The sequence below is a fragment of the Nostoc sp. DedQUE12b genome (assembly GCF_034530835.1).
Lineage (GTDB): Bacteria > Cyanobacteriota > Cyanobacteriia > Cyanobacteriales > Nostocaceae > Nostoc.
The window spans coordinates 1-26,683 of the sequence record NZ_JAVRCI010000050.1; the positions used below are offsets into that span (position 1 = coordinate 1).

Consider the following 26,683-nt stretch of genomic DNA (forward strand, 5'->3'; position numbering starts at 1 on the left):
TATGTTATCTAAAAGAATCTTACCGTGCTTAGATGTGAAGGCGGGACGGGTTGTAAAAGGAGTTAACTTTGTTAATCTTCAAGATGCAGGCGATCCGGTAGAGCTGGCCAAGGTTTACAACGAAGCCGGTGCTGATGAATTAGTATTTCTGGATATTACAGCTACTCATGAAGACCGAGCTACAATTTTAGATGTGGTCTACCGCACTGCTGAACAGGTCTTTATTCCATTGACTGTAGGTGGTGGCATTCAATCCTTAGAAAATGTTAAAGCTTTGTTACGGGCGGGCGCAGATAAGGTTAGTATTAATTCTGCGGCAGTGCGGGAACCAGACTTGATTAATCGGGCCAGTGATCGTTTTGGTAATCAGTGCATAGTTGTTGCTATTGATGCCAGACGCAGAACTAACCCGGAGAATCCAGGTTGGGATGTGTATGTGCGGGGTGGCAGAGAAAATACAGGCTTAGATGCCCTATTGTGGGCACAGGAAGTTGAAAAACGGGGGGCCGGAGAACTGCTAGTCACAAGTATGGATGCTGATGGAACCCAAGCTGGGTACGACATTGAGATCACACGGGCAATTGCCAATGCTGTAGAAATTCCAGTTATTGCTTCTGGTGGTGCAGGTAATTGTGAACATATCTACACAGCCCTAACTGAAGGCAAAGCTGAAGCCGCATTACTCGCATCACTGTTACATTACGGACAATTAAGCGTAGCAGAAATTAAAGCTTACTTGCGCGATCGCAACGTGCCAGTCAGAACATTCTGTTGATCCACTATTACTCATTTAATGACATCCATCTAAGGTTAAACACACTTCCTGAAAAGGGTGTTAATATTATTTTACAAGTATTAACAAATATTAAAAAATATGTTGCTTCCTATATTACTTTTTGATGTAGCCTTGGTAGCGTGGTCACTGCACTTAATGGAAAAAGCCTATGAGAGTAAAGAATTTTCTCTAATGTTGGCTGGTACATTGGTCGCTCTGGCTGCTGCTGCCATGTTAGTAGTTTACTTTTTGATGGGGCATTGTATGACCTATTTGTTGCAAGTATCCTAGAGAGTGCTGAGTGTCAGAAGAGATATTTAAAATTTAGTTTCCAGAAAGCTTGACAACGTAATAATAACTAAGTAATTGTATAGCTGATTTTAAGAAAATGTTTTAAAAGTAGCACAAAGTATAATTTTTGCCTTCTTGACTACGGTAAATACAACTAAAAACCAAGGTTATCGCTACATACTTAAATACTTGGCTGTGCTAATTATGAGAGCAAAATACTCTTTTAAAACATCCTCTAAGGGGTTATAGCGCAGTTGGTAGCGCACCTGTACATTCACAAATTTAGATTTCGCAATCGATTTCGGCGTTTGAGTAAGGATTATGAGTTGTACACAGAGTTAAGTGAAGCAATGATTTATGGCTCATTGATTCGTCTGATGGTAAAGCGAATTGCACCTTAAGCTTTTCTTGACGAATCAGATATAAGCATAAATATGGCTAACCAAACCTTATTGATCCATCACTTTTTGAGTTTGACTTTGTGGAGTAATTCATCTTTAATCCGGTTAAGAATTGAACTCTCATCCAAGTTTGCCAAAATCCGATTAATTACTGCTTTCGGGCCATCAGGCCCCCAAGTTGCGCCATTGGCTAAATAAACTTTGGTAACTTGTCCAATACCGTAAGAAGAAACACCAGCTACTCCTCCTTGGGTAATTGCTACCGATATATAAGGGCCTAGTGCAATGCCACCCGTAGCTGTTGCAGAGATCCCAAGTAAAGTTTTTAATCCACTCAAGCCTAGATTTGCTAACAATTCACTAGCACCGATACCGCCCATACTCAGGGCAATTTTTTGTAGCAATTGTACAGCCCCGGCTTCCGTCATAGAGAAGCCATAGAGTTTAGATAAACCCAAAATCAGAGCAATATCAATTACCACACTACTCAGAATATCTACCACAGTTACAGGATTGAGTGCGATCGCTAATGCTTTAGTCATCACAGCCTTCCAAATCAACTGATTGGCATTCTGTTCCCGAATCATCAGTTTTCGTTCTATCAACTGCTCATTTACGATATCGGCATAAAGCATAGTATTAAGGGCAACCAAGGCTTTGCCCTCACGATGCAGAATTTCTAATATTTTCAGCTTCAGTTCCTCGACTTGGGCATTCCCTATACGCAACTGTATGCCCCTCGTACCATCAGGGCGACGAATCGCTGTCTTCACCAATGGCGATGCCGCAGCCATCACAATTTCTAGAGGTGTGAGCAATTCCCGCACTCTTTCATCTCGGATTTTGTGATAAATTGCCATCCGGTCTGCTTCTGGATACTGGTCTACCTTGTTAAATACCAGAACGATCGGTTTACCTGCTTCCCGCAACTGAGAAAGGGCGGCGTATTCCAGCTTTGTCATGTCGCCAGATATCACAAACAGAATCAAATCTGCTTGTTTGGCAATCTGTTCAGCTAAGGCGGCGCGGGTTGCACCATCTACCTCGTCTAACCCAGGAGTATCAATTAATTCTACCTGGGATTGACCTACACCAGGAAGAGTGACACGCAAAGCACGTTCATTTTCCCCAATCGCCTCCTCAGTAATACTCCAATTAACTCTTTGTGCAGCACGGGTGACACCGTGCAGTGGCCCAGTTTCAAATACTGTTTGCCCAACCAAAGCATTGAGTAGCGAAGACTTACCACGTCCCACCATGCCAAAAGCCGCAATCTGTACTACCATGCGGTCTAACTTGCCCAGCATGGTTTCCAAATCAGCAATTTCCGCCTCTAACCCAGTTTTTTCCTGGGGAGTGAGGTCAAGATTGGCTACCAAGTTTCGCAGCGCCGTTTGTGCTTGTTTATAGTTCAGTTCCGTCTGAATGTCTTCAAAACTGAAAATAGCACTATCCAGTTCTTCCTCCCAGCTGAGAGAATTTGCGTCAGTGTTAGCGGAATCGCTTTGATGAGGTTCAGGCACGGGCAATGTCGAAGTCATATCAATTTGAGATTGAAAATTTGGGATTTTTAAATTAGCCCTGTCTCTTATCCTAGTTATTTTTAACAGAGGTTTGTGGAGATGAGGGAGCAGGGGAGGCAGAGAAGCAGAGGAGAATAACTACTGACAAATGACCAATGACCAATGACTAATGGCTAACAAAAAGTCATAAACTGAAAAATGCATCTAATATAACGCGTTAGGATCTTGACTAAATTACCTGTGCGGAAAATCGTTATTGCCGGCAACTGGAAAATGTTCAAAACCCAGGCAGAAACCCAGGAGTTTTTACAAGGATTTCTGCCCCACTTAGAGGAAACCCCCCAAGGGCGAGAAGTGATATTGTGTCCTCCTTTCACTGATTTAAGTGTTTTGTCCAAGACCTTGCACGGTAGCCTCATCCAACTGGGGGCACAAAATATCCATTGGGAAGAATATGGAGCCTATACGGGTGAGATTTCTGGCCCGATGCTGACAGAAAGTGGTGTGCGCTTTGTGATTGTCGGTCATAGCGAACGGCGGCAATATTTTGGGGAAACGGACGCTACCGTTAATCTGCGCCTCCGAACAGCTCAAAGGTTTGGTTTGACTCCAATTCTTTGTGTTGGCGAAAGCAAACAACAACGAGATGCGGGAGAAACTGAATCACTGATTGCTCTCCAACTCGACAAAGCCTTGGTAGATATCGATCAGGATAATTTGGTGATTGCCTACGAACCGATTTGGGCGATTGGCACGGGTGACACTTGTGAAGTAGAGGAAGCTAATCGAATAATTGGCTTAATTCGTAGCCAGTTGACTAATCCGAATGTATCAATTCAATATGGCGGTTCAGTCAAGCCGAATAATATTGATGAGATTATGGCTCAACCAGAAATTGATGGCGTCCTCGTGGGAGGAGCAAGTCTAGAACCTGAGAGTTTCGCTCGGATTGTGAATTTTAAATCAGTGTGATGTGCTTTTTTCTCGTTCCCATGCAGAGCATGGGAATGCCTAATGTAGATTTATGCCAAGGAACTTGATAATTCGAGGACACTGTTTCAATTGGGGACAGCGGACTTATTTGATGGGCATTTTAAATGTAACGCCCGATAGCTTTAGTGATGGGGGTGAGTTTAACACTTCCTCTGCTGCTTTAATACAGGCGCAAGCACTGGTGGCTGCTGGTGCTGACATCATTGATGTGGGCGGTCAATCAACTCGACCAGGGGCAAAGCAAATAACTCTGGTGGAGGAACTTGACCGAGTACTATCGGTATTACAGGTGCTAAGACCAGAGATTTCAGTCCCGATTTCTGTAGATACAACCCGTGCTGCTGTGGCCAAGGCATCTGTAAAAGCTGGAGCGGATATTATTAATGATATTTCTGGCGGTACTTTTGACTCAGAAATGTTGGCAACAGTGGCAGAGTTAGGTGTGCCGATGATTTTAATGCACATCCGGGGAACACCACAGACAATGCAACAACAGACTGATTATCAAGATTTGCTTGGTGAGATTTATAGTTTTTTGGCTCGGCAAATTGAGGCAGCAACTACTGCGGGTATTGACCGGGATAAAATTATTATCGATCCTGGTATTGGTTTTGCTAAAAACTATGAGCAAAATTTAGAAATTTTTCGCAGCTTGCGATCGCTCGCACCACTCAACTGTCCTATCTTGGTAGGAGCATCCCGTAAAAGTTTCATTGGTCGCATTTTAAATCAACCAGATCCCAAAGCACGAGTTTGGGGAACGGCAGCAGCTTGTTGTGCTGCTATTTTTAATGGCGCTGATATCCTCCGAGTTCACGATGTTCAAGAAATGCGCGATGTTTCATTAGTCGCCGATGCCCTATTGAGACAGGCTACACAGCATAACTCTTAAGTGTTACCGTTCTTCGATTTTTTTGCCGTTACCTTCTTGATTTACTGACTCGGCTATCAACTCCTGAAACATTTCACTTGAGTTAGCTGGGTCTACAAAGACAATTTTGGCATTACTGCTCTCACCAAGTTTTTGGCTAGCATCTACGTAATCTTGAGCCACAAGATACCGCAGAATGTCTCTACTATCGGGATTGGAACGGAGAGCTTGAGAAATGATTTGCACTGAAGCCATAGTTCCTTCTGCTTTCTTAATCGCAGCTTCCTTTTCCCCTTCTGCTTCGGTAATCAGTGCCCGTTTTTTGATGACGGCAGCTTGTTCCTCTTCCCTAGACTTTCGCACACTATCAGGTAGAGTAATTCTCTGAATATCTAACCGGAGAATCTCAACTCCCCAATCTGCCGTTACATGATTCAACTGATCTAAGATAGCTGAGTCCATCTCTGCTCTAGAGACGTTGGTCTGTTCTAGGGTATTTTGGGCAATGATTTCTCGGAGCGTAGTTGTGGTTATCTGTGTTAATGCCCCTTGCAGATCCTCAATCGCGTAAAAGCTTCTCTCGATATCTCGAATACGCCAGTATACAATAGCATCCACTTCTACGTAAATATTATCTTGCGTGATCACATTCTGAGGTTTGATGTCTGTAAACTGCTCTCGTGTAGTATCTTCCATCACAATCTGATCGACCAAGGGAACAATAAAGTTCAGCCCCGGCTTAAGTTTTCGATGATACCGCCCTAAGCGTTCGACTAGGGCTTCATTTCCTTGATTAATCAGTTTTGCAGAACCTAATGCATAACCTATAAGGGCTAAAACTATAGCAATAATTGGCTCCATGTATGCTCCTATTCAGCTTTGGGGAGAATTTAGTGTCAAAGATATGCTACTAGCTTGTCATATCTTTGAGTTTAATGTTTTGAGTCTGTAATTTTATCAACACCGGCAGCGATGTCGAGTCGCTGCATGTTTTGTACATATTCTCTAAGTAAGACTGTTTTGCGGAATGCGATCGCTATTAAAGCACCTTGATAAAACCCTGGCAAGGACTAATTGATGTAATCAACATTACTTGTACTGGCATTTTCAGACAGCCTGGAATTCTATTCAGTATATTTACGTAAAAAAATTATATTTAGGTAAAAATTTGGCAAGATATAAAAACCCTACTATAATCGGATAAAAATTAGCTTGGGCTATTAAAAATATCAAAATATTATGAGTAGATTGTTAATCAAACTTATAGGTTTAATTCTACTTTTTACAGGATTATACTTTTTTGGTCAAAACATCATATTTGTTAGTGGTTACTATTCATATTTTTACCGTAGCTTGCCGGCTACAGCTTCAGTTTTAGCAACAATGACAGGTATATTTGCATTAGTCTTTTTTCAAAGAGAAACTGGTAACTTGGGATGGATTTTTTTAGGCATTGGCATAGTACTAATTTTCTTAAGCGGTGGAGTTATTTTAAAGCCTACTAGCTTATGGAATTTCATAATTGCTTTTACAGCATTAGCAACTGGATATAAATTACTAAATGAGGGCAGAATAAACTTTTAAAATCTGTTTTCATCATGTATCTTAGTAACTAAGATTACATTATTCTCCAGTTCAAAGTACAGTCAAAAAAATTTACTATTATCATTTCCCCATCTTCTCTATTGGTTCTGAGAGTGCATGAGGGCACTTAAATTAACTTTTAGTTAAGTACCGATTTCAAGAGCCAGAAGCACACATAACCCGCCTCAACCGGACGAATAGCCTCTTAATCATGACTTTAGCTCAGAGGAGTTTTACTAAGGTGGAGGGTAATATTAGAATGGAAACTATTGATAATGAGGAAAAGGGAAGAATGACCCAGGTGGTTCTAGGAGAGAACGAAGGAATAGACTCAGCTTTGCGTCGGTTTAAACGCCAGGTTTCCAAAGCTGGGATATTAGCTGATGTGAAATATCATCGGCACTTTGAAACACCAATAGAAAAACGCAAACGTAAGGCAGTGGCAGCTAGACGCACAAGACGTTTTAAATAAACCTATTTGGTGTGATATCGGCGTTGCTTGAGGTTATCACCGAAAACAGGCAATAGCAAAAGCGCCATTATTCATACAAACATTAAGCAAAGTCTGCCGCACCGATAATTAGGGTATAAATGAGTTACTTTTCCTATACTTAGAGCGCGTTAGAGACTTTATCTTGGTTAGATGGAGCAAGCTAAAATCGCTGCCCATCAACCAAAATAAGCGCCTTTAAACATTGGTTAGCTTTCTTTAATCAGCTGATAGGACAGTATTCATCCAGCCCTAAGACTCAGAATTATTAATGGTGCGGCTATTACAAACATTCATCGCCTTTTCTACTCCCTGCTTGAGACTTAGTTCAATACACTCAACTACGAACTGAAGTACAAGAGACATCTGCTGATTTTCGGCAGCGGAAAATCGCCCCAGCACATGAGAGATAGCACCAGAATCATCGTTATTAGCTGCATCTTTGGGTTTACCAATACCGATTCGCAAACGGGGAAAGTTTTGGGTATTCAGATGTGCGATCGCACTTTTCATGCCGTTATGTCCCCCAGCCGAACCAGATAAGCGCAAACGAGTTTTTCCCAAAGGCAAATCCATATCGTCGTAAATTATCAACACTGACTCAGGCGGCAATTTATACCAACTTGTCACTGCCTGTATTGCTTGTCCTGAGCGATTCATATAAGTTAACGGCTTTAGCAAGCGAATCTTACCTCCACCTGGAACCATACCCTCGCCATACTCACCCTGAAACTTGCGGTTTTCTGTTAAGGAAATGCGCCAAGAACGAGAGAGAGTTTCTAAAGCAGCAAAACCAATATTATGGCGCGTTTGGTCATACTTAGCTTCTGGATTCCCTAATCCGACGATTAGTTGTGGAATTACCAAAGCTGGTTGCGTAACAGCTTCTGTCATTTTGTCTACAGTCAATTGATATTCATCACTCTTCTAGTAATACGCCTTGGGAACTTGGTGGGGTAAAGGGTAAAGGTTTTTTATCCCTTACCCTTTTCCCTTTACCCTTTACCCAACCTCCACCTAACATTTTTGGGTTGCCAGACTACTAGTAATGAAGGGTTTGTAGTAAGCACTTTAGTGCTTAGGGATTGCCAAGAAATAAATTATCCAATCTTGTGGGGTGGGCGTCTCGCCCGCCCTTGGTTATGGGCGGACAAGATGTCCACCCCACAAGAAAAATTGTATGTTTTTGTATTTGGAAGTCCCTTAGAAAATAAGGACTAAAGTCCTTACTACGAACTCGACAAACTACTAGCTAGATTGGGAAGAACTAGCGGTATCCTGCTCAGATTTAGCAGGGTGGATTTGCTTAGGTTCCAATTCAGCAGTAGTCTGTACAACTTCTTCTAACTGTTCTGCTTCTTTTTGAAACTCGTTTTGAAACTCCTTGGAAGCTTCTTGAAAACTACGAATTGTTTTCCCCACACTCCGACCGATCTCTGGTAGCTTTTTTGGGCCAAAGATTAACAGCGCCACTACCATAATTACAGCCATTTCCGGCAGACCGATACCAAATATATTCATTTTTTGTCTCCTGTAAACTCTAAAACCACTACAGAAACTCACATATATAGTTAGTCTAGTCGGAAATCGCAACTCACAAAAAAACCCGGAAGAACCGGGTGAAACTTAACTTGTTATCCAAACTCGCTCGCTGTGTATGTGTTAGCGTCCTAAACTGCGCCAATCGACAAATACATCCTGAACCAACAGTGTTTTATTGTAAAGTTGCAGAATAATCAGCAGAAACACGAAAAATAGCCCTATAAAAACAGCCATCACAGGGGTAGTACCCCAACCTGGAGCCACTTTCCCATACTCAGAGTTCAGTGGTTTCAGGATATCTCCCAACCTAGTCCTTTGTGCCATAGTTCACCTAAGATTACTTGCCAAAGCTTTTTTTAATCTTCTGTAATATTCTATAAGAATAGCACTCATCATCTATCTCTCTATTATGGAACCCGCAATAGTTCTTAGCATTTCTGTGGCTGCCGTGGTGATTGCCATCACTGGAGTTTCGATTTATACCTCCTTTGGTCCTCCTAGCAAGGAATTGAACGATCCGTTCGATGACCACGAAGATTAAAAGAGTCATATCATGTCCGCAGCGTGAATTTTTGGTGCGATGTCTACGATGGTCACTGAGCGACTGGTGAGCGGAGTCGAACTATGTCGAAGTGCGGGCTACACCTACGTAGACAAGCATTGCTGTTGCTGGTCGGAGTTTCCTCGATGAGCGATTAGCGTGTGGGGTGAAATGACTATGGCAATCATAACTAATTACCCAGACATTATATTTAAAGTGCGTTACGGCTTAAGCCTTAACGCACACTACTTTGGACGTTTTTTAATTGCAAGTCCCTAATGGGTTGCCACTACCTCTCCTTCTAGACGAACCAGTCGGTCTGCCAAAAGTTTCTCAAGGTCTTCTAGGGACTTGGTGAAACCTTTAATACCTTCGTCTAGTTTGTCAGTTGCCATACGGTCAGCAGCGTGCATCTTGTCATAGCTAGCTTTGTCAATGGATATCTTTTCGATTTCCAAGTTTGCTGCCTTCGCAGGGTCAAGTTTGCGTGGCAGTTCTCCAACGGTTGCTTGCAATTCAGCCAAAAGCGACGGCGAAATGGTCAGCAAATCACTACCTGCAACTTCAGTAATTTCACCAACGTTACGGAAACTAGCTCCCATAACTTCGGTTTTATAGCCGAATTTCTTGTAGTAGTTGTAGATTTTGGTGACAGACAAAACTCCTGGATCTTCGGCTGCTGGGTAGCTATCGCGTCCGGTATCTTTTTTGTACCAGTCAAGAATCCGACCGACGAAGGGAGAAATTAGGGTGATCCCGGCTTCTGCACAGGCGATCGCTTGGTGAAGACCAAATAACAAGGTAAGGTTACAGTGAATACCTTCTTTCTCTAAAATTTCCGCAGCGCGAATACCTTCCCAAGTGCTGGCGATTTTAATTAAAACGCGATCGCGGCCAATTCCAGCAGCTTTATACTGAGCAATTAATTCCCGTGCCTTCGTGACGGTAGCTTCGGTATCGTAGGACAAGCGAGCATCCACTTCTGTAGATACACGGCCAGGAATGATTTGCAAAATCTTTAATCCAAAAGCAACTGCCAAACGGTCAAAAGCTAGAGAAACTATCTGTGCTTGGGTGGCTCCGGCTCCAGCATCTTTCTTCGCTTGGAGTAAAGTTTGATCGACAATTTCCTGATATTCTGGCATCTGCGCCGCAGCAGTAATCAGCGAAGGATTGGTGGTAGCGTCTTGGGGCTTGAACTTTTCAATTGCCTGGATATCCCCTGTATCTGCGACTACAACAGTCACTTGTCGCAATTGTTCCAGTAAATTCTTAGACATAAAATACTCCGTGATGAATGTTACAGGATTTACTTATTCCCCACCAAATTAGTGCTGAGTGCTGAGTGCTGAGTGCTGAGTGAGAAGTTAAGAGTTATTTATTTCCTTGTCTCCTTAGTCTCTAGTCCCCAATCACCAGTTTCCAGTTTCCAGTTCCTTCAATTCTGATTCTGGGAATTTTTCTTAATCATTGCCCAATTTTGCTTACTATCTTCAGCCACAGCCTTATTTTAAGTGCCTTATGCCGAAATTGGCTGTCCAATGGAATGCACTTTAATTAAACTAGTTGTTCCTGGTTTACCAATTGGAACACCAGAGGTAATAACTACTTTATCACCCTTGTTTGCTAGACCCATGTCTACAACTGTGTTCACCACATTGGTAAACATCTCTTCGGCATTGTGGACTGGTGGGATGAGCAAAGCTTCCACACCCCAAGAAAGTGCTAGTTGGCGATAAGCGGTGATGTCAGAGGTTAGGGCAATAATAGGGGAAGTCGGCCGATATTTAGAAACCATTCTCGCCGTACTTCCTGATGAAGTGTTACAAAGAATTGCCCGTGAGCCAGTTTCATAAGCGATGCGACAGACGGATTCTGCCACAGATTCGGTAACGCTGAGACTGCCTGCTTCATGACACCAAGCGTGTTTGCTACCCTCATCTAGAGCTTGTTCTGTCCGCACGGCAATGTTGTGCATCATCTGGACGGCGGCAATGGGATATTGTCCGACAGCTGTTTCACCAGAAAGCATTACCGCGTCTGTTCCATCCAAGATAGAGTTAGCAACATCGGTTGCTTCGGCGCGGGTGGGGTCAGGAGCGCTAATCATCGACTCTAGCATTTGGGTGGCTGTAATCACCGGCTTGCCAGCACGATTGCAACGGCGAATAATATCTTTTTGAATTAAGGGTACTTCATGAATTGGCACTTCTACCCCTAAATCGCCACGGGCAATCATAATCGCGTCGGCAACTTTTAGAATGGAATCAAAATTTTCTACTGCCTCTGCTCTTTCGATTTTGGCAATTAAGCGAATCGAAGCGCCAGCCGCTTCAATCATCCGCTTGGCAGGTTCTAAATCTTGTGGCGATCGCACGAAGGACACCGCTACCCAGTCTACACCCAACTGAATCCCAAAGCGCAGATCGAGCAAGTCTTTTTCGGTGATCGAACTAACAGGTAAAGGAGTTTGTGGTAGGTTTACTCCTTTGTGTGTAGAAATTAACCCGCCAATTTTTACTTGTGCGCGAATGCGATCGGCATCGCGATCGGTAACTATCAATTTGACGCGACCATCATTAATCAAAATTGGTTCACCTGGTCGCACCATTGCGAACAAAGTCGGCAATGGTAAGGGTAGTTCGTCGATACTCTCACCCTTTTCTTGCAAAACAAAGGTGACTTCAGTACCAGCTTCTAAATTTAAGCCTTCCGGTGGTAAAGTTCCCAAACGAATTTTAGGGCCACATAAGTCTTGCATAATGGCGATCGGCTTTTGCAACTCAGTACTAATCTGCCTAAGATAGTGAGCCGTTTGGGCGTGGAATTCATAAGCTCCGTGGGAAAAATTCAGCCGTGCCACATTCATTCCAGCTTTTACCAAGGCTTGCAGCTTTTCAGGTGCAGATGTAGCCGGGCCAACAGTACAAATGATTTTGGTTCGACGCATAGGGATTGGAGGTTGAGGATTAACCTGCAAATTTGGATGCTTTGAGCGTAGGCGTAGCCCGCACTTCGACATAGTTCGACTCCGCTCACCAGTCGCTCAGTGACCATCGTAGACATCGCACAAAACATCCAAATTCACACGTGCTTCATATCACTGGTTTGCTAAATAAAAATACTAGATTCCGTTTTATTTTCGGAGTATTTACCATTTGGCCCAAATCCCAAAAATCTCTAGTCAAGAGTCAGCAGTCAAAAGCTAATGACTAATGACTAATGACTAATGACTAATCAAACCACAGCCGCTGTCGAGGCGAGTTTTTCCTTCTGTGACATAGACAACATCAGGTCAATCACGCGATTTGAGTAGCCCCACTCGTTGTCATACCAGGCTATTACCTTGAAGAAGTTAGAATTCAACTCAATCCCAGCACCTGCATCGAAGATACTAGAATGGGTATCGCCTTGAAAATCTGTGGAAACTACTTCTTCATCTGTGTAACCCAAAATACCTGCTAGAGAACCTGCCGCAGCCTCCTTCATAGCAGCACGGATTTCCTGATAACTGGTGGCTTTGGCTGTTTTAAAAGTTAAATCAACCACAGAGACATCGGGAGTCGGAACTCGTAATGCCATCCCAGTTAACCTGCCCTTCAATTCTGGTAAAACCAGTGCTACGGCTTTCGCTGCGCCTGTGGAGGAGGGAATAATATTTTGGGATGCACCTCGACCACCCCGCCAGTCTTTTTTGCTGGGGCCGTCTACAGTTGGCTGAGTGGCAGTCATAGCATGAACTGTGGTCATCAACCCTTCAGTCAACCCAAAATTATCATTAATCACCTTAGCTATGGGAGCTAGACAGTTTGTAGTGCAGCTTGCATTGGAAACAATGATATCTTTACCAGGGTCAAATAGGTGATGATTGACACCCATTAACAGGGTAGTAACTCTATCTGGATCTTTGGTGGGAGCGGAAATTACCACTCGCTTTGCACCTGCCTTTAGGTGGTTTGCAGCTCCTTCGTAGTCAGTGAAGAGTCCGGTAGCTTCCACGACATAATCTGCACTTAATTTACCCCAAGGTAACTCTGCTGGATTCCTAACTGACACACAAGGAATGAAATGTTCGTCAATCAGGATGCCGTCTTCCTTGGCTTCAACCTTGTGCTTTAATTGACCGTGGGTTGAGTCGTACTTTAATAGATAAGCGAGGTTATCTGGTGGTACTAGATCGTTAATGCCCACAAACTCAATGTTGGGATTATCGATGCCAGCACGAAGCACAAGTCGCCCAATTCGACCAAAGCCATTGATACCAACTTTTAATTTAGTCAAAATTAAACCTCCCGTTGTGGAAGTTGAACAAAAGGAGAAAGTTAAAAGTCAAAATAGATTGCCTTTTACTCTTTACTCTTTGATCCTGACAGTCTCAGTCAGCTAAGGCATATTTACTTGGCATATTTTAAGGATTGGGCATTAGAAGAGGCAGAGGTGCAGAGGGGGGAAACTGACTGCAACTTCTTTCTTGCTCCCCTGCTCCCCTGCTCCCCACTCCTCAATTCAAGTGGGTTGGACAAACCGCTTAATTTCACCACAGGCAATATAAGACTTGCCATCTGGTGCGGTTTTGACTTCATCAACGACGTAAAGCATTCCTTCTTCGCGAACCGATCGCGGAAAACGCATATTCCAATCCGGTTCATATCCGTCGGAAACCACCCTAGCACGTAGTTTGCTGCCATCTTTGACACACTGAACTAAAATACTGTCCCCTACACTGTCAGTTGTGGGCAGATCGGCAGCACTGGCAGGTCCTTTGGAAGCTTTACCTGTGTTAGCTCGATTGGATTGTCTAGGGGCAACGAAGATATCTGTTTCACCAGGTTGAGCAAAACGGGTAATCTTACTACGTACCCGATAGAAAGTAGCATCGCTTGAGAGTTCCAATCCTTCAACGACATAGCGCGCCCCTTCGGCACGAATGGCACGAGGAAACTGGATGTTCTTGGTTGAATCGTAGCCTTCAGACATGACCTTGACCCGCAGTTTACCTCCTTCACGAACGCAGTGCAATTCAACACCTGAACCGACTTCATTCACAATGGGCATGGCGTACACTTCATCGCCAGTAGTGACACCGCGACCTACCAAATCGCTGCGATTGCGCGTCATCGTTTGGTAAGTCTGATCCCGCATCTCTTTCCGCCCGGCATTGCCTAGAGCTTTTTGAGCAATCCGACTAGCAAAATACTCAAGCTGATCGATTTCTTCAGCAATTTCAAAATTCTCATTCAACCCTTTATCTCGCAAATCTTTCACAAGCGATCGCAGGGTTTGTTCAGCTTCCTGATGCTTGCCCTGTTCAGCGAGATTAAGGCTAGTCTCTTTGGCCTTAGCAATGGTAAGGCGACTCAGTTCCAGAATGATATGGCTGGTAGCAGCAAAAGCTGCTTCCTCAACAGTGCCAACTTTGGCGACGACATCGACTGTACCTGAAACGCATTGAATGCGGTCATCTTGCACAACATCGGCGCTGTAATGCAGCTTCATCACAGGTAAATCACCAACTTGAGCGCTTGATATCCCCAGACTCAAACCGAGAAGTTTATCTTCGCCCTCGTAAAGCTCTCCCAAGGTGATGACAGTTTGACCTGCATCATTCTGGCTAACTTTAGCCAGACTTAAGGTATCAACCAAGCTGACACCATCGGCCAATTCAAGTGTCACCTTCAGGTTCTGTCCTACTACTGCTCTAAGACTGTCTAGCTCAATACTAAACACTTCAGTTGCTTCGTCAATGCTCTGAATGAAATAGAAGTTGCCCGTGGCTGCCCTTGCCATCCCAATCAGCAGGTCTTCGTTGAAACCCTGAGCAAAACCTAACGTAGTTGTGATAATGCCTTCCTCAGCTTTTTGCCCTGCTGTCGCCGTCAGTATTTTGGGGTCTTGAATGCCCATATTGGCGTGACCATCGGTAAGCAGAAGAACACGGTTGATTTTTTGCGGATCGAGTCGCGTCTTCACGTGTTCGCAGCCTTTGAGCCATCCCCCCGATAAGTTGGTAATACCGCCTGCTCTCACTTTGCGGATGGAATTTTTCAGTGCGGATTTGTTAGTCACAGCTTGGGGTGGCACAACACTGTCCACTTCATCGTCGTAAACAACTACTGAAAGAATGTCATCTGGCTCAAGTTGATCTACCACAGACTCAGCAGCTTTGAGTGCGTGATGCAAGGGAGCGCCTGCCATAGAGCCGGAACGGTCAATTACAAGCGAAAGGTTAAGGTTACGTCGAGGAGATTTAGCTATGTCAGCACGAAAACGTAGCAGAATATTAGTCTTTAATGAAGATCCTGCGGCGAGGATAGACTGGTCAAATTCGTAACTTGTCTTAATCATTTTTTATATCCCTTAGAATTGTCTTTTATCAGCTACAAGCCTTGTAATACATAAACAGTAAATGCTTTATTTAGTTTACCCAGAAATAAGTTTAGTCAGTACAAAAATTGAATCTAATGTAAAATTTTATAGTTTTAGTATCTTGCCAGCGTAGACAAAGCCCGTCGTAGGCATTCTCGACTCTCCGGTACTGAAAGGCGATCGCACTGGTCATTATTGCGGGAAACTGTAAGCAGATATATTAGGAGAGGAGAACCTAATGAGTTGGACTAAAGTTCTTGCAGCCGATGCACTTTCCCCAGGTACGCGAGAAGTGGTGAAAGTTGGCAACCGGAAAATTCTGCTTTTGAATCACGAAAATCAGCTTTATGCTGTAGATAACAACTGTCCCCACTTAAAATTACCGTTGAAAAGTGGGAAAATCACTGAAAGTGGGGCAATAGTTTGTACCTTCCATCGCAGTGCATTTGACCTGCGGACTGGTGAGGTACAAGGATGGTGTGCCTGGCCACCTGGTGTAGGTAAGGTACTCTCGTTGGTTTCACAACAAAAAGCATTGCCAGTATTTCCAGTTCGTGTGGAAGAAGGCAGTATCTGGGTTGATGTCCAAGAGGAATAGCACTCTCTGCCTGAATTGATACCATTTCTTTGTGAAGCTGCATATCTTTACCCTTGGCTACGCCGTCTCCCAAAGCATCAGGGGATTAACAAGAGGGTCTTTTATATGCATCTTTGTACAGAATTAGTATTACCGAAACAGTGCTAAGTAAAAAAACAATAAAAACCCCAGCCGATGAGTTTAGCTGGGGTTTCTATTAAGATTTACCTATTTCAGAGAGATAGGAACTATTGAATGAGAAAATAGAACCTCTTCTCAAGTAGTTTGAACACTTTGCTATGATGTAATATTGGGTTGTGTGTTACCATTGCCAGCTTCTATAGAAGCTGTAGCACTTTGAGCTTGGCCTAAATTCACTTTGAATACCTTGTTCTGTTCTTGCTCCAGTTTAGGTAAATTCAAAATTAAAATCCCATCTTTCAAGTCTGCCTTAACTTGTTGATTCTGAACTTTGGTTGGTAGAGGTATTACTCTAGTGAAATTGCCATACCGGAATTCAGAATGAACTTTAGCGTTAGATTGTGAATGTTTTTCGTAACGATGCTCACCAGCTATCGAAACTGCATCTTGAGTAACTTGAATATCCAAGTCTTTAGCTTCCACGCCTGGAATCTCAACTCTTAATAGCAACTCTGAGCCATTATCATGTAATTCAACCGCAGGAACCCACGCTGTTCTCGCTGATGCAGAAATCTCGGAGTTATCGCGCTCGGCTACTGTAAGCTCAGAGAATAGTTGATCCATTTGACGACGCAGAATCTCCATTTCACGGAATGGTTCCCAACGAATGAGTGCCATATTTCAATCTCTCCTTAACTTTCTAATTCAATTTTGGGTAATCAAACAAAGTTTTAGAGGTATTTTTTAGAGAGGAGCTTTATTTGCTTTGTTTCTCTCTAGTAAGTAATTTAATAAAAGAAGAATCTAAGAACAGTTGGGTAAACCGTACAGACATAGGTTGGATTTACCGTATCAAACAAAAAAAGGATGAAAAGCTTGAGAATACTTAATGTCAAAGTAAGTAGGCAAGCATAAATTAAACTACATTATGTAATGTAAATTTAATTAAATTAAGTTTGCTTGTAGTCAGAAGCTCTAGCCCGATCTAAGGGTTAGATTGACAAAGACGCTGGACGTAGCTTGCTGTATGAAGACTTGCTAACGCTTTTGGCGTCTCCCCAATGCGAAGGGCTACGGTGTGGACACAAGTAGAAAAAAGCTCGATTTCCCATACGAGCATGGCAATGGCTGATAAGGGGCTGCTGCCTCCAGTCAGACATTGAGTTAGAGACTCAATAAATGCATTCCCAGTCGGAGACTGGGAACGAGTCAAGCCTCATCAAGCTAGGTTTTTAGGACTTGTATGTACACCGTAGCTTTGGCTGTTGGGATTCTTCGGATTTAATTAAGTAATCAAGCAGACATGATATAAACAGTTATCCTGCTTTATATGCAACTTTTCTATACACCCGGCGCTGAACTATGGTTGTAAGCGACGATGATTTTATTTACAATCTGGTGACAGAGTTTTGCTTTCTGATTTCATGTTCAGTTTTATTCCAGAAATTCTTCCTGATTTAAAATTAACTTAGTAACTGATATGGATGCTCAAAAAATAAAAATTTTATTAGTTGACGACAACTTAAAGAATTTACATTTTTTATCAGACATCCTTCAACACCAAGGTTATCAGGTAGAAAGTGTCATTTCTGGACAATTGGCAATCAATACGGCACTTGCTTCTCCCCCGGATTTACTTTTGCTAAATGTTCTTATTATAGAGAGGGATGGTTATGAAGTATGTCAATACTTGAAAGCTAACGCTCAAACTCCAGAAATTTCGATAATTTTCTTCGGAATTTCCGATGATTTTATTGAAAAAATAAGCGTCTTAAATTTAGGCGATATTGACTATATTACTCAACCATTCCAAACTAAAGAAGTTTTATTACGCGTCCAAAATCAACTCACTATCCAAAGACTGAAAAAACAGTTAAAAGAAAAAAATGCCCAACTGCAACAGGAGATTAAAGAGCGTCAACGGATTACAGTTGAGTTCAATCTTCGCAACAGACAAATAGAAGATATTTTGAAAGAAATTCCCGTTAGTATTAGCAAAGCCTTTTGTAGAGAAGTTTATCAAAGCGAACGCCTTGTAGTCGAAGCCGCCCTGAAGAAGAGTGAAAGTCAGTATCGCCTCCTAGTGGAGACATCCCAGGACATGATTTGGTCGGTGGATATTGATGGACTAATTACCTTTGTCAATCCAGCAGTCAAACAGATTTATGGCTACGAACCGCAAGAAATGATCGGGCGTGCCTTAATTGATTTTATCTCACCTACACAAGTTGCTAAAGATAAAGTAGCCTTTGAGCGTGTTCTTCAGGGAAAGTGTATCTTCCAGCATGAAACTACCTGTGTGGCTAAAGATGGTACCTTACTTTATCTAATGTTGAATGCGATCGCATTACGCAACGAAGAGGGTCAGGTTATAGGCATGACAGGCACTGGTAGCAATATTACGCAGCGTCGAGGTGTAGAAAAATTACTCCAAGAAAGCGCGATTAAGCTCCGCAACCATAATCTCGTACTTACAAAATTGGCACAAAATCAGACACTTTATCAGGGTAATTTGAAAGCAGCCTTGAGTATAATCACAGAAACAGCTGTCAACAATATTGGCGTAGAACGAGCTAGTGTCTGGCTGTATGACGAAACAGGCGTGAAAATCCAGTGTTTTGATTTATTTGAGGGCAGTCGCAATCAACATAGCGAAGGACTTTCCTTGTCGGCGACAGACTATCCAGTTTATTTTGCAGCTTTGCAGCAAAACCAATCAATCGCCGCAGATGATGCTCATACCGATCCCAGAATTAAAGAATTTTCTGCGTCTTATTCAAGATTAAATATTACCTCCATACTCGATACACCCGTTAGGCTGGAGGGAAAGACCGTAGGAGTTTTATGTCTGGAGGCAGTGGGAGTTACTCATCATTGGACGCTAGAAGACCAAAATTTCGCTCGCTCTCTGGGTAATTTAGTATCTTTGGTATTGGAGGCAAAAGAACGCCAACGCGCAGAAGCAGCACGACGGGCTTCTGAAGAAAAGTTAGCATCAGCTTTCCGGTCATCTCCTGATCCAATTGCCTTAATTACTGTTCCCAACAAACGCTACATTGAAGTGAACGAAAGCTTTTGTCGGTTTTTTGGTTATTCTCGCTCTCAAGTGATCGATCGCACCGATGAAGAATTGCATATTTGGGTGAATCCAGAAGAATATAATTTTCTCACCGACATCCTGCAACAAGCAAAAGCCATCCGCAACTATGAGATTGATGTCTGCACAGCAACAGGAGAAATCAGGACAACACTGTTGAGTGCAGAAATGATCGAGATTGATGGGCAATGGTACGTACTGGGAACCGCAAAAGATATTACTGAACGCAAGCAGGCAGAAAATGAAAGCCGTTTGTTACTGTTGACAACCCAAGCTATCACTCGCGCCAGTGATGTCAATAGCGCCTTAGCAGTGGTCTTACGCTTAATTTGTCACACTATTGGCTGGGATTTTGGTGAAGCCTGGATACCTAACGAAGATGGGACTTTTTTAGAGCATAGCTTGGTTTGGTACGGAGAGGAAAGCAGCTTAGAAGAATTCTGCCAGCAAAGCCAAACGGTGAAATTTGCTCTGGGAGAGGGATTACCAGGAAGAGTTTGGCAGAACCAAGAACCAGAATGGATAGAAGATGTTTCTAAAGTTACAGAACCAGTTTTCTTGCGTAGGCATAGCCCGCCGCAGGCATTGCCGCAAGCCGCCAAGGTAGGATTCAAAGCTGGTTTTGGTGTTCCCATACTGGCTGGGAACCAAGTATTAGCTGTTTTAGTATTTTTTAAACGTAGCTCAGTATTGGTAGATCGGCGTCTGCTCTTGCTAGTCAGTGCTGTTGCTGCTCAATTGGGTGGGTTGATTGAACGCAAAACCCTAGAACAAGAACTAGCACTCAGAGAAGCTCGTCTCAATGCCTTTTTTAGCAGTGCCCCCGTTGGTATGAATATTGTAGATAACCAGCTACGGTTTGTGCAAATTAACCAACTGCTAGCGGAGATTAATGGACTACCCCAGCAAGATCATATTGGTAAGACCATCCATGAAGTTTTACCCCACATCGCCCCTTTAGTAGAACCAATTTATCAACAGGTGTTAGTAACTGGTCAACCCATTCTCAATCAAGAATTAAGCGGCGCATCAATTAAACAACCAGATATTATCCGCCACTTCTTAGCTTCTTATTTTCCGATTGTTGGTGAAGGCGATCGCCCCTCTGGTGTTGGCACAGTTTTAGTAGAAATTAGCGAACTACATGCAGCGCTACGCGAACGCAAACACGTCGAACAAGAACTGCGTTTAGCCAACGAACGCCTACAATATCTGCTCACTTCTAGCCCTGTAGTCATCTATAGTAGCAAAATATCAGAGAATAGCATTACTTTTATCAGTGAAAACGTTAAAGAAATGGTGGGCTATGAAGCGCAGGAATTTATCGATAACTCCAGTTTTTGGCTTGATCGCCTCCATCCACAAGATATTGAACTGATCTCGGAAAAATTTTCTCACCTTATTAAGCAGGAGTACATTTCTTACGAATACCGTTGGTTACACGCTGACGGAACTTATCACTGGTTCTACGAAAAGATGAGGTTAATTCGTGACGAAGCTAACTCCCCGATCGAATGGGTTGGTTATTGGGCAGACATTAACGATCGCAAATTAGCAGAACTAGCTTTGCAGTCAGGTCAGCAACGATATCAACTTCTAGCAGAAGCCTCACCAGCTTGTATCTTTCATACTGATGTAGATGGCAATGTTTTATATTTTAATCAACGCTGGAGTGAAATTACTGGATGTAGTTTAGAAGAATCTCTGGGAATAGGTTGGGCAAATGCCGTGCATCCAGACGACCGCGAGCAATTATTGTTGGCATGGAATCAAGCAACAGTCGCTAAGTCAACCTATAAGTACGAACATCGTTTTTTACATGATGATAATACAGTCATCTGGGTAATTTGTCATGCTTTGCCAGAATTCAAAGATGATGGAGAAATTAAAGGTTACATCGGTACAATTACAGATATTACCGAGAGAAAATTAGCAGAAGAAGCCTTACGTGAGAGTGCAGAGCGAGAAAGAGCGATCGCTCAAGTGATTCAAAGAATGCGCCAAACACTGGATTTAGAGACGATATTTGCAGCTACAACCGAAGAATTACGCCAAGTACTCAACTGCGATCGGGTTGTTGTCTATCGTTTCAATCCCAACTGGAATGGCGAATTTGTTTCTGAATCAGTGGGTAACGATTGGATTTCTCTCATAGAAGAACACAACAATGACCCTCATCTTACAGAAGGTGTCTTACAAGATGGGCGTTGCCTAGCGAAAATTTTGGATAGCGCGGATAACCAGGTGGAATATCCTGATCTGCAAGTAACTCCAGGTACAAGTTTCCTCTGTGTACCAGACATTTACAACGCTGAGTTTCATCCTGCTTATATCAATCTCTTAGAGCGCTTTCAGGCTAAAGCCTACATTATTGTTCCCATTCTACATGGTAGTCAGCTTTGGGGATTGCTGGCGAGTTATCAAAATTCCGATCCCCGCCAATGGAAAACAGGAGAAATCAACATTGTAGTTCAAATTGGCAATCAGTTGGGTGTTGCTTTACAGCAGGCACAATTGCTAGCGCAAACTCAAAGGCAGTCACAAGCATTGCAAGAAGCTGTAATCATTGCTGATGCTGCTAACCGTGCCAAAAGCGAATTCCTGGCCAACATGAGTCACGAACTGCGTACTCCACTTAACGCCATCCTTGGTTTTACCCAAGTCATGAGCCACGATCGTGATTTATCAACTGAACATCAGCAAAATCTAGCAATTATCAATCGTGCTGGCGAACATCTCCTAAATTTAATCAACGATATTTTGGAAATGTCTAAAATCGAAGCTGGCAGAATAACCTTAAATCTCAACAGTTTTGATTTAATTCGCCTCTTGGAAAACCTCGAAGAGATGTTGCGCTTCCGCGCCACCTCTAAAGGATTGGAATTAGTCTTTGAATATACATCTCACCTTCCCCAATACATCCAAGTTGACGAAAGTAAACTGCGTCAAGTCTTGCTTAACCTTCTGGGAAATGCCATCAAATTTACCGATACTGGCAGGGTGACGCTGCGAGTGGGGATTGGGGAGCAGGGGAGCAGGGGAGCAGGGGAGCAGGGGAGCAGGGGAGCAGAGGAGCAGGGGAGCAGGGGAGCAGGGGAGCAGAGGAAAATAATTAATCCCCAATCCCCGCTTGCCCCGACTTATGCCGAGCAAAGCCGAGGTAGCGAAGCCGTTCGCGTAGCGTCTCGCAGAGAAGGGATGCCCAATACCCAATTCCTAACCTTTGAGGTACAAGACACTGGCCGCGGTATTGCCCCACAAGAAATTGATTTGCTATTTGAAGCTTTTGGGCAGACTGAAACTGGAAGAAAATCGCAACAGGGAACAGGACTAGGTTTAGCAATTAGCCGCAAATACGTGCAACTAATGGGAGGAGATATTAGCGTCACCAGCACTATTGGTGAGGGAAGTAAATTTACTTTTGATATTCAAATTGGTCTAGCCGCAGCCAGCGAAATCCAGATCCAACAAACTAGACCCCAAGTTATTAGTTTAGCGTCCACTCAAAGTGAATACCGTATCTTAGTGGTTGATGACTCCACAGACAGCCGCTTAGTGTTAAAGAAAATTCTGACATCTATCGGTTTTGTAGTCCAGGAAGCAATAAATGGCATTGAAGCGATCGCACTTTGGCAGACATGGCAACCACATCTAATTTTAATGGACATGCGGATGCCGATTATGGACGGCTATGAAGCCACAAAAGTTATTAAAACTAGAGAACAAACCTCAATCCAAAATACCGAATCCCAAATCCCCAATTGGAAGACCATTATTATTGCCTTAACTGCTAATGCTTTTGAGGAACAACGAGAGGCAATAATCAAAGCTGGTTGCGATGATTATATTAACAAGCCTTTCCGCGAGGAAGAATTATTAGAAAAGTTGAGCGAATATTTGGGAGTTCAATATATTTATCAAGAAGAAAGCTATCAGTTAATAAACCTAAAGCAACAAAGGTCAAAATCAATATTAATGCTCGCGGATTTAGTGAATCTATTATCTGAAATGTCACCTGAATGGGTGAAACAGCTGTACACCGCCGCAGCTCAATGTAGTGATGACCTGATTTTAGAATTGATTGAGCAAATCCCTTCGGAAAATGTTGTACTACAAAATTTTATTAAGAATTTAGCTCATGATTTTCAGTTTGAGAAAATTATGGAATTGACGAGTATTGCAGGAGTCTTATCCAGCTAATCAAAATTGATGGATAAGCAAGTTCGTAGTAAGGACTTTAGTTCTTAATGTTATCAGCACTAAAGTGCTTACTACAAACTTCAATTTTAAATTTTAGATTTTTCCTTCAATTCAAAGTCCAAAATTCAAAATGATTTTACCGTAAACGTCCCGATCGCAATGTACTAATAATTAACCACAAACCCAATAAACTAGCGACTGCAAACAAGATAGTGCTTAAAAAAGATAGCTGAGTTGTTTGCGCTCTGGTGGAAATAATTGCCGCACCCATAATCAGCGAACCCACTAAAATACTAAAAGATAGTCGGTTAGCGGCATCGTCCATAGTGCGCCGTACACCATCTAAACCCCGCAGTGATAGATTCCACTGTAAGGTTTCTGAGGTAACTCGGTCTAATAATAGCTCGATTTGGCGGGGAGATTGGAGAGACAAACTTTTAATATCCAAGGCTGTCCGTAATAGCGATCGCACTGGATTATCGCCCAGTAATTGCCGACGAAACAAGTCTGTAATTAATGGTTTAACTTCATCAAAAAAATTAAGCTCTGGGTTGAATGTCCGCGCTACACCCTCTAAATTCGCTAGGGTTTTGGCATACAAACCCATATTACTAGGCAACCTAATTTTATTGTTACGGGCAACTTGTAAAACTTCATAAATTATCTGACTGAAGTTTATTTGTGTAAGGCTGACATTATGATACTTACGTAACATGCGATCGTAATCATTTTCTAACCGCGACAAAATCACTGGTTGAGCAGAATCTGATAGCTGTAAAGTTAACTGAGCGCACCTTTGAGCATCTAAATCAACGATCGCTAACAACATCTCTGTTAATATCTGCTGTGTTCGGGGATCGAGTCTTCCCACCATGCCACAATCTAAGAGGGCAACCCGACCATCTTTGAGATAAAATAAGTTTCCTGGATGGGGATCGGCGTGAAAAAAACCATCAATATATAGTTGCTGGAAAAATACCCGAAATAACAAGGTAGTTATTTCTTTACGCTTTTCGGCAGGATCTTTAACATTGGGGTCACTATCCAAATCCGCCGCCAAGAATGGTATTCCATCCAACCATTCCATTACCAATAACTTTGGTGTGGTCAATTCCCAGTTAATTTCCGCAACCACTATTTGTGTAGGATCGTACCAGCGACTCTGGGATAAGTTGCGGCGCAGTTGGTCTGTAAAACCTGCTTCCCGTGTAAAATCTAACTCGGCTTCTAAGGCTTTGGTAAATTCTTCAGCGATGGATTTGATTTCATAGGTTTGCCCAAAATCAGTCCGCGCCACTAAATCGGCAATACCTTGAATTAAAGCAATATCTTGAGCAATAGTCAGATCAATTCCCGGACGTTGCACTTTCAGAGCGACCTCTCGACCGTCTGCTAGTGTAGCTCGATGTGTCTGGGCAATCGATCCGGCTGCGACTGGGATCGGGTTAACTGTACTGAAGGTTTCTGCTAATGGACGTTTTAATTCTTTACGCAGGATTATTTCTATTTCTGACCAAGGAACTGGTGGTACTTCATCTTGTAAAGTTGACAATTCCTCAATGTAGGAGGCGCTCAGTAAGTCAGGGCGGGTAGACATTAGCTGGCCAAGTTTGACGTAAACTGGCCCCAAGTCTACCAGAATATTTTTTAAAACCGCAGGTGTCGGCAGCTGGGGTTCATCAGCTTTGCCACCAGTAAGTAACCTTCGCATATAGTCCCAGCCATTGCGAAGGAAGACTTCAAGGATTTCTCGTTGACGGGGAACAGTTTGGGTGAGGAACATTTTTGTAAAAAACTGCAAGGATGCAGAGGAGTTAAAGAGGTAAACAGCAGGGGATAACAATACAACGGAAGTCGGCTCTAGCTTTGGTGCAAGTCACAAGTTTTGCTAGCTGTCGCACAGTCTTGAAATCTTTTTATGGATGATTTACGGCTTCGTGAAGTTTCTGTTCGTTGAGCATTCGTTTGATGTAATTAGAGCAGGAATCCCCGCCGTGTAATAAGCGATGGGAACAAGAAAATTCTTTGGACGGAGAAATATATTTTTGATAGGCAGTAGTAGAATCAATTGCCATTGTCTTGGCAAGAGGCTAAAAGTTAATAATGTCCATAACTGTCAGATAAAATAATAGACAGTCAAGTTATAATGTGAAAATAGACTTTTTCGCCTCTGCCAAGGGTTCTAACTTTTATAGCAGGTCAGTAAATCGGGAATCACTCTGGAGAATTTTAAGGATCTGCTTGATTTCCTGGGTACGTTCTTTTTTGACAACGAGGGTGACATTGCGATCGCGCACAATCACCACATCGTCTAAACCAATAGTAACAACTACATCTTCTGGATTTGAGGCGTAAATAATCGCCCCTTGCGTATCTAAACCTACGTGAGTAGCGAGTTCCACGTTTGGAGTATCTTCCGTTTTCAGTAAACGTTCGATCGCATTCCAATCTCCTAAATCATCCCAACCAAAATCAACTGGCAAAACGTATGCTAGAGTTGTCTTTTCCATTAACGCATAGTCTATACTCTTCTTAGGCAACTGGGGATAGATATCAGGACCATGTTGTTCTAAAGGTTCGATAATTTCTGGAGCATGGGTATGTAGTTCCTTGAGAACAACCCCCGCCCGAAAAACGAACATTCCACTATTCCAGCTAAAACGTCCCGTAGATAAAAAAGTCTCTGCCGTTTCTCGGTCGGGCTTTTCAGTAAAGCGGTTCACGTGATAAGCTGGCAACTCATTAAAGCTACCTATTTTTTCACCTTGTTCAATGTAGCCGTAACCGGTTGATGGAAAAGTAGGCTTGATCCCCAGTGTAACAATCGCTGCTGTGCTTGTTGCCAGTTGCGTAGCTGCATTTAATGTGCGTGCAAACGCCTCTTGGTCAGCAATCCAGTGGTCAGCAGGGAAAAAGCCAATCACAGCGTCTTCACCATAGCGCTGTTTGATTTCTAAACTTGTCCAAGCAACGGCGGCGGCTGTGTCTCTGCCTTCCGACTCAATCAGTAAGTTTTCAACTGGTAGATCGGGTAGTTGTTGTCTTACGCCTTCAGCTATCTGACTAGAAGTGATGACCCACAGGGAATCCCACCCGCGACCGAGTTCAATCAATCGATCGGCGGTTGCTTGTAATAGACTTCTAGAGCTACCATCAAGACTTAAAAATTGCTTGGGTCGGTCTTTGCGGCTTAGGGGCCAAAAACGTTCACCTTTACCACCAGCTAGGATTACGGGGAACAATAAAGTATTCATGTTGTCATACACGCCTACCGAAGAACATTACAAGTTT

The 26,683-nt window shown here is 43.0% G+C and carries 23 protein-coding genes and 1 pseudogene; 10 read left to right on the plus strand and 14 right to left on the minus strand.

Annotated elements, in window-relative coordinates:
- The first annotated feature begins 1 nt into the window (after position 1).
- The 3 genes and pseudogenes from hisF to RMY16_RS22065 all read left to right on the plus strand — a co-directional run.
- Positions 2 to 775, plus strand: a complete 774-nt coding sequence (gene hisF / locus RMY16_RS22055) for an imidazole glycerol phosphate synthase subunit HisF (protein ID WP_322738166.1) — start codon at positions 2 to 4, stop codon at positions 773 to 775.
- 99 nt (positions 776 to 874) lie between these two features.
- Positions 875 to 1,066, plus strand: a complete 192-nt coding sequence (locus RMY16_RS22060) for a hypothetical protein (RefSeq protein WP_094348875.1) — start codon at positions 875 to 877, stop codon at positions 1,064 to 1,066.
- A gap of 293 nt (positions 1,067 to 1,359) precedes the next feature.
- Positions 1,360 to 1,467, plus strand: a pseudogene (locus tag RMY16_RS22065) (IS5/IS1182 family transposase); the annotation flags it as partial.
- Between the two features lie 59 nt (positions 1,468 to 1,526).
- Here the strand turns inward: RMY16_RS22065 and RMY16_RS22070 are convergent.
- Complete coding sequence (locus tag RMY16_RS22070) at positions 1,527 to 3,008, minus strand: GTP-binding protein (RefSeq protein WP_322738167.1); 1,482 nt, start codon at positions 3,006 to 3,008, stop codon at positions 1,527 to 1,529.
- A 222-nt stretch (positions 3,009 to 3,230) separates the two neighbouring features.
- Between RMY16_RS22070 and tpiA the strand changes: the two genes are divergently transcribed.
- Entirely contained in the window at positions 3,231 to 3,962 is a 732-nt protein-coding gene (gene tpiA / locus RMY16_RS22075; RefSeq protein ID WP_322666978.1) for a triose-phosphate isomerase, read from the plus strand.
- Between the two features lie 52 nt (positions 3,963 to 4,014).
- Entirely contained in the window at positions 4,015 to 4,875 is an 861-nt protein-coding gene (gene folP, locus RMY16_RS22080) for a dihydropteroate synthase (RefSeq protein WP_322738168.1), read from the plus strand.
- A gap of 3 nt (positions 4,876 to 4,878) precedes the next feature.
- Here the strand turns inward: folP and RMY16_RS22085 are convergent, their stop codons facing one another.
- Entirely contained in the window at positions 4,879 to 5,715 is an 837-nt protein-coding gene (locus tag RMY16_RS22085) for an SPFH domain-containing protein (protein ID WP_322666943.1), read from the minus strand.
- Positions 5,716 to 5,786: 71 nt separating this feature from the next.
- Positions 5,787 to 5,921, minus strand: coding sequence for a hypothetical protein (locus tag RMY16_RS22090; RefSeq protein WP_322703881.1), 135 nt, complete (start codon positions 5,919 to 5,921; stop codon positions 5,787 to 5,789).
- A gap of 172 nt (positions 5,922 to 6,093) precedes the next feature.
- Between RMY16_RS22090 and RMY16_RS22095 the strand changes: the two genes are divergently transcribed.
- The gene (locus RMY16_RS22095; protein ID WP_322738169.1) at positions 6,094 to 6,438 is read left to right on the plus strand and encodes a hypothetical protein; all 345 of its coding nucleotides are present in this window, start codon (positions 6,094 to 6,096) and stop codon (positions 6,436 to 6,438) included.
- Positions 6,439 to 6,730: 292 nt separating this feature from the next.
- Positions 6,731 to 6,910 (plus strand): 30S ribosomal protein S21, encoded by a 180-nt coding sequence (gene rpsU, locus RMY16_RS22100; protein WP_069073049.1) that lies wholly within the window; start codon positions 6,731 to 6,733, stop codon positions 6,908 to 6,910.
- A gap of 270 nt (positions 6,911 to 7,180) precedes the next feature.
- On the opposite strand, the gene pth is transcribed toward rpsU, so the two are convergent.
- The 3 genes from pth to psbH form a co-directional block, all read right to left on the minus strand.
- A complete protein-coding gene (gene pth, locus RMY16_RS22105) occupies positions 7,181 to 7,822 on the minus strand; it encodes an aminoacyl-tRNA hydrolase (protein ID WP_322738194.1) in 642 nt (213 codons plus the stop codon).
- Positions 7,823 to 8,176: 354 nt separating this feature from the next.
- Positions 8,177 to 8,449, minus strand: a complete 273-nt coding sequence (locus RMY16_RS22110; protein ID WP_322738170.1) for a TatA/E family twin arginine-targeting protein translocase — start codon at positions 8,447 to 8,449, stop codon at positions 8,177 to 8,179.
- A gap of 141 nt (positions 8,450 to 8,590) precedes the next feature.
- Positions 8,591 to 8,794, minus strand: coding sequence for a photosystem II reaction center phosphoprotein PsbH (gene psbH, locus RMY16_RS22115; protein WP_322674201.1), 204 nt, complete (start codon positions 8,792 to 8,794; stop codon positions 8,591 to 8,593).
- An 85-nt stretch (positions 8,795 to 8,879) separates the two neighbouring features.
- Between psbH and psbN the strand changes: the two genes are divergently transcribed.
- On the plus strand, positions 8,880 to 9,011 hold the full coding sequence (gene psbN, locus RMY16_RS22120; RefSeq protein ID WP_292866665.1) for a photosystem II reaction center protein PsbN: 132 nt from the start codon (positions 8,880 to 8,882) through the stop codon (positions 9,009 to 9,011).
- Positions 9,012 to 9,286: 275 nt separating this feature from the next.
- On the opposite strand, the gene RMY16_RS22125 is transcribed toward psbN, so the two are convergent.
- The 4 genes from RMY16_RS22125 to RMY16_RS22140 form a co-directional block, all read right to left on the minus strand.
- Complete coding sequence (locus RMY16_RS22125) at positions 9,287 to 10,291, minus strand: transaldolase (protein ID WP_322738171.1); 1,005 nt, start codon at positions 10,289 to 10,291, stop codon at positions 9,287 to 9,289.
- Between the two features lie 239 nt (positions 10,292 to 10,530).
- Positions 10,531 to 11,961, minus strand: a complete 1,431-nt coding sequence (gene pyk, locus RMY16_RS22130; RefSeq protein WP_322738172.1) for a pyruvate kinase — start codon at positions 11,959 to 11,961, stop codon at positions 10,531 to 10,533.
- 287 nt (positions 11,962 to 12,248) lie between these two features.
- Positions 12,249 to 13,292: a type I glyceraldehyde-3-phosphate dehydrogenase gene (gap, locus tag RMY16_RS22135; protein ID WP_322738173.1), complete on the minus strand. Its 1,044-nt coding sequence runs from the start codon at positions 13,290 to 13,292 to the stop codon at positions 12,249 to 12,251.
- Positions 13,293 to 13,517: 225 nt separating this feature from the next.
- Complete coding sequence (locus RMY16_RS22140) at positions 13,518 to 15,356, minus strand: vWA domain-containing protein (RefSeq protein ID WP_322738174.1); 1,839 nt, start codon at positions 15,354 to 15,356, stop codon at positions 13,518 to 13,520.
- A 259-nt stretch (positions 15,357 to 15,615) separates the two neighbouring features.
- Here RMY16_RS22140 and RMY16_RS22145 point away from each other — a divergent pair, with 259 nt between their 5' ends.
- Positions 15,616 to 15,975 (plus strand): Rieske (2Fe-2S) protein, encoded by a 360-nt coding sequence (locus RMY16_RS22145; RefSeq protein ID WP_322666927.1) that lies wholly within the window; start codon positions 15,616 to 15,618, stop codon positions 15,973 to 15,975.
- A 276-nt stretch (positions 15,976 to 16,251) separates the two neighbouring features.
- Here the strand turns inward: RMY16_RS22145 and RMY16_RS22150 are convergent, their stop codons facing one another.
- Positions 16,252 to 16,773 carry an Hsp20/alpha crystallin family protein gene (locus RMY16_RS22150; protein WP_322738175.1) on the minus strand — a complete coding sequence of 174 codons (522 nt, stop codon included), beginning with the start codon at positions 16,771 to 16,773 and terminating at the stop codon, positions 16,252 to 16,254.
- An 802-nt stretch (positions 16,774 to 17,575) separates the two neighbouring features.
- Here RMY16_RS22150 and RMY16_RS22155 point away from each other — a divergent pair.
- On the plus strand, positions 17,576 to 23,392 hold the full coding sequence (locus tag RMY16_RS22155; RefSeq protein ID WP_322738176.1) for a PAS domain S-box protein: 5,817 nt from the start codon (positions 17,576 to 17,578) through the stop codon (positions 23,390 to 23,392).
- A gap of 136 nt (positions 23,393 to 23,528) precedes the next feature.
- Here RMY16_RS22155 and RMY16_RS22160 read toward each other — a convergent pair whose 3' ends face one another.
- From RMY16_RS22160 to RMY16_RS22170, 3 genes are all read right to left on the minus strand, one after another.
- Complete coding sequence (locus RMY16_RS22160; RefSeq protein WP_322738177.1) at positions 23,529 to 25,175, minus strand: AarF/ABC1/UbiB kinase family protein; 1,647 nt, start codon at positions 25,173 to 25,175, stop codon at positions 23,529 to 23,531.
- 133 nt (positions 25,176 to 25,308) lie between these two features.
- Entirely contained in the window at positions 25,309 to 25,467 is a 159-nt protein-coding gene (yidD, locus tag RMY16_RS22165; RefSeq protein WP_322738178.1) for a membrane protein insertion efficiency factor YidD, read from the minus strand.
- A 114-nt stretch (positions 25,468 to 25,581) separates the two neighbouring features.
- Positions 25,582 to 26,646, minus strand: coding sequence for a mannose-1-phosphate guanylyltransferase (locus RMY16_RS22170; protein WP_322738179.1), 1,065 nt, complete (start codon positions 26,644 to 26,646; stop codon positions 25,582 to 25,584).
- Positions 26,647 to 26,683: the final 37 nt, after the last annotated feature.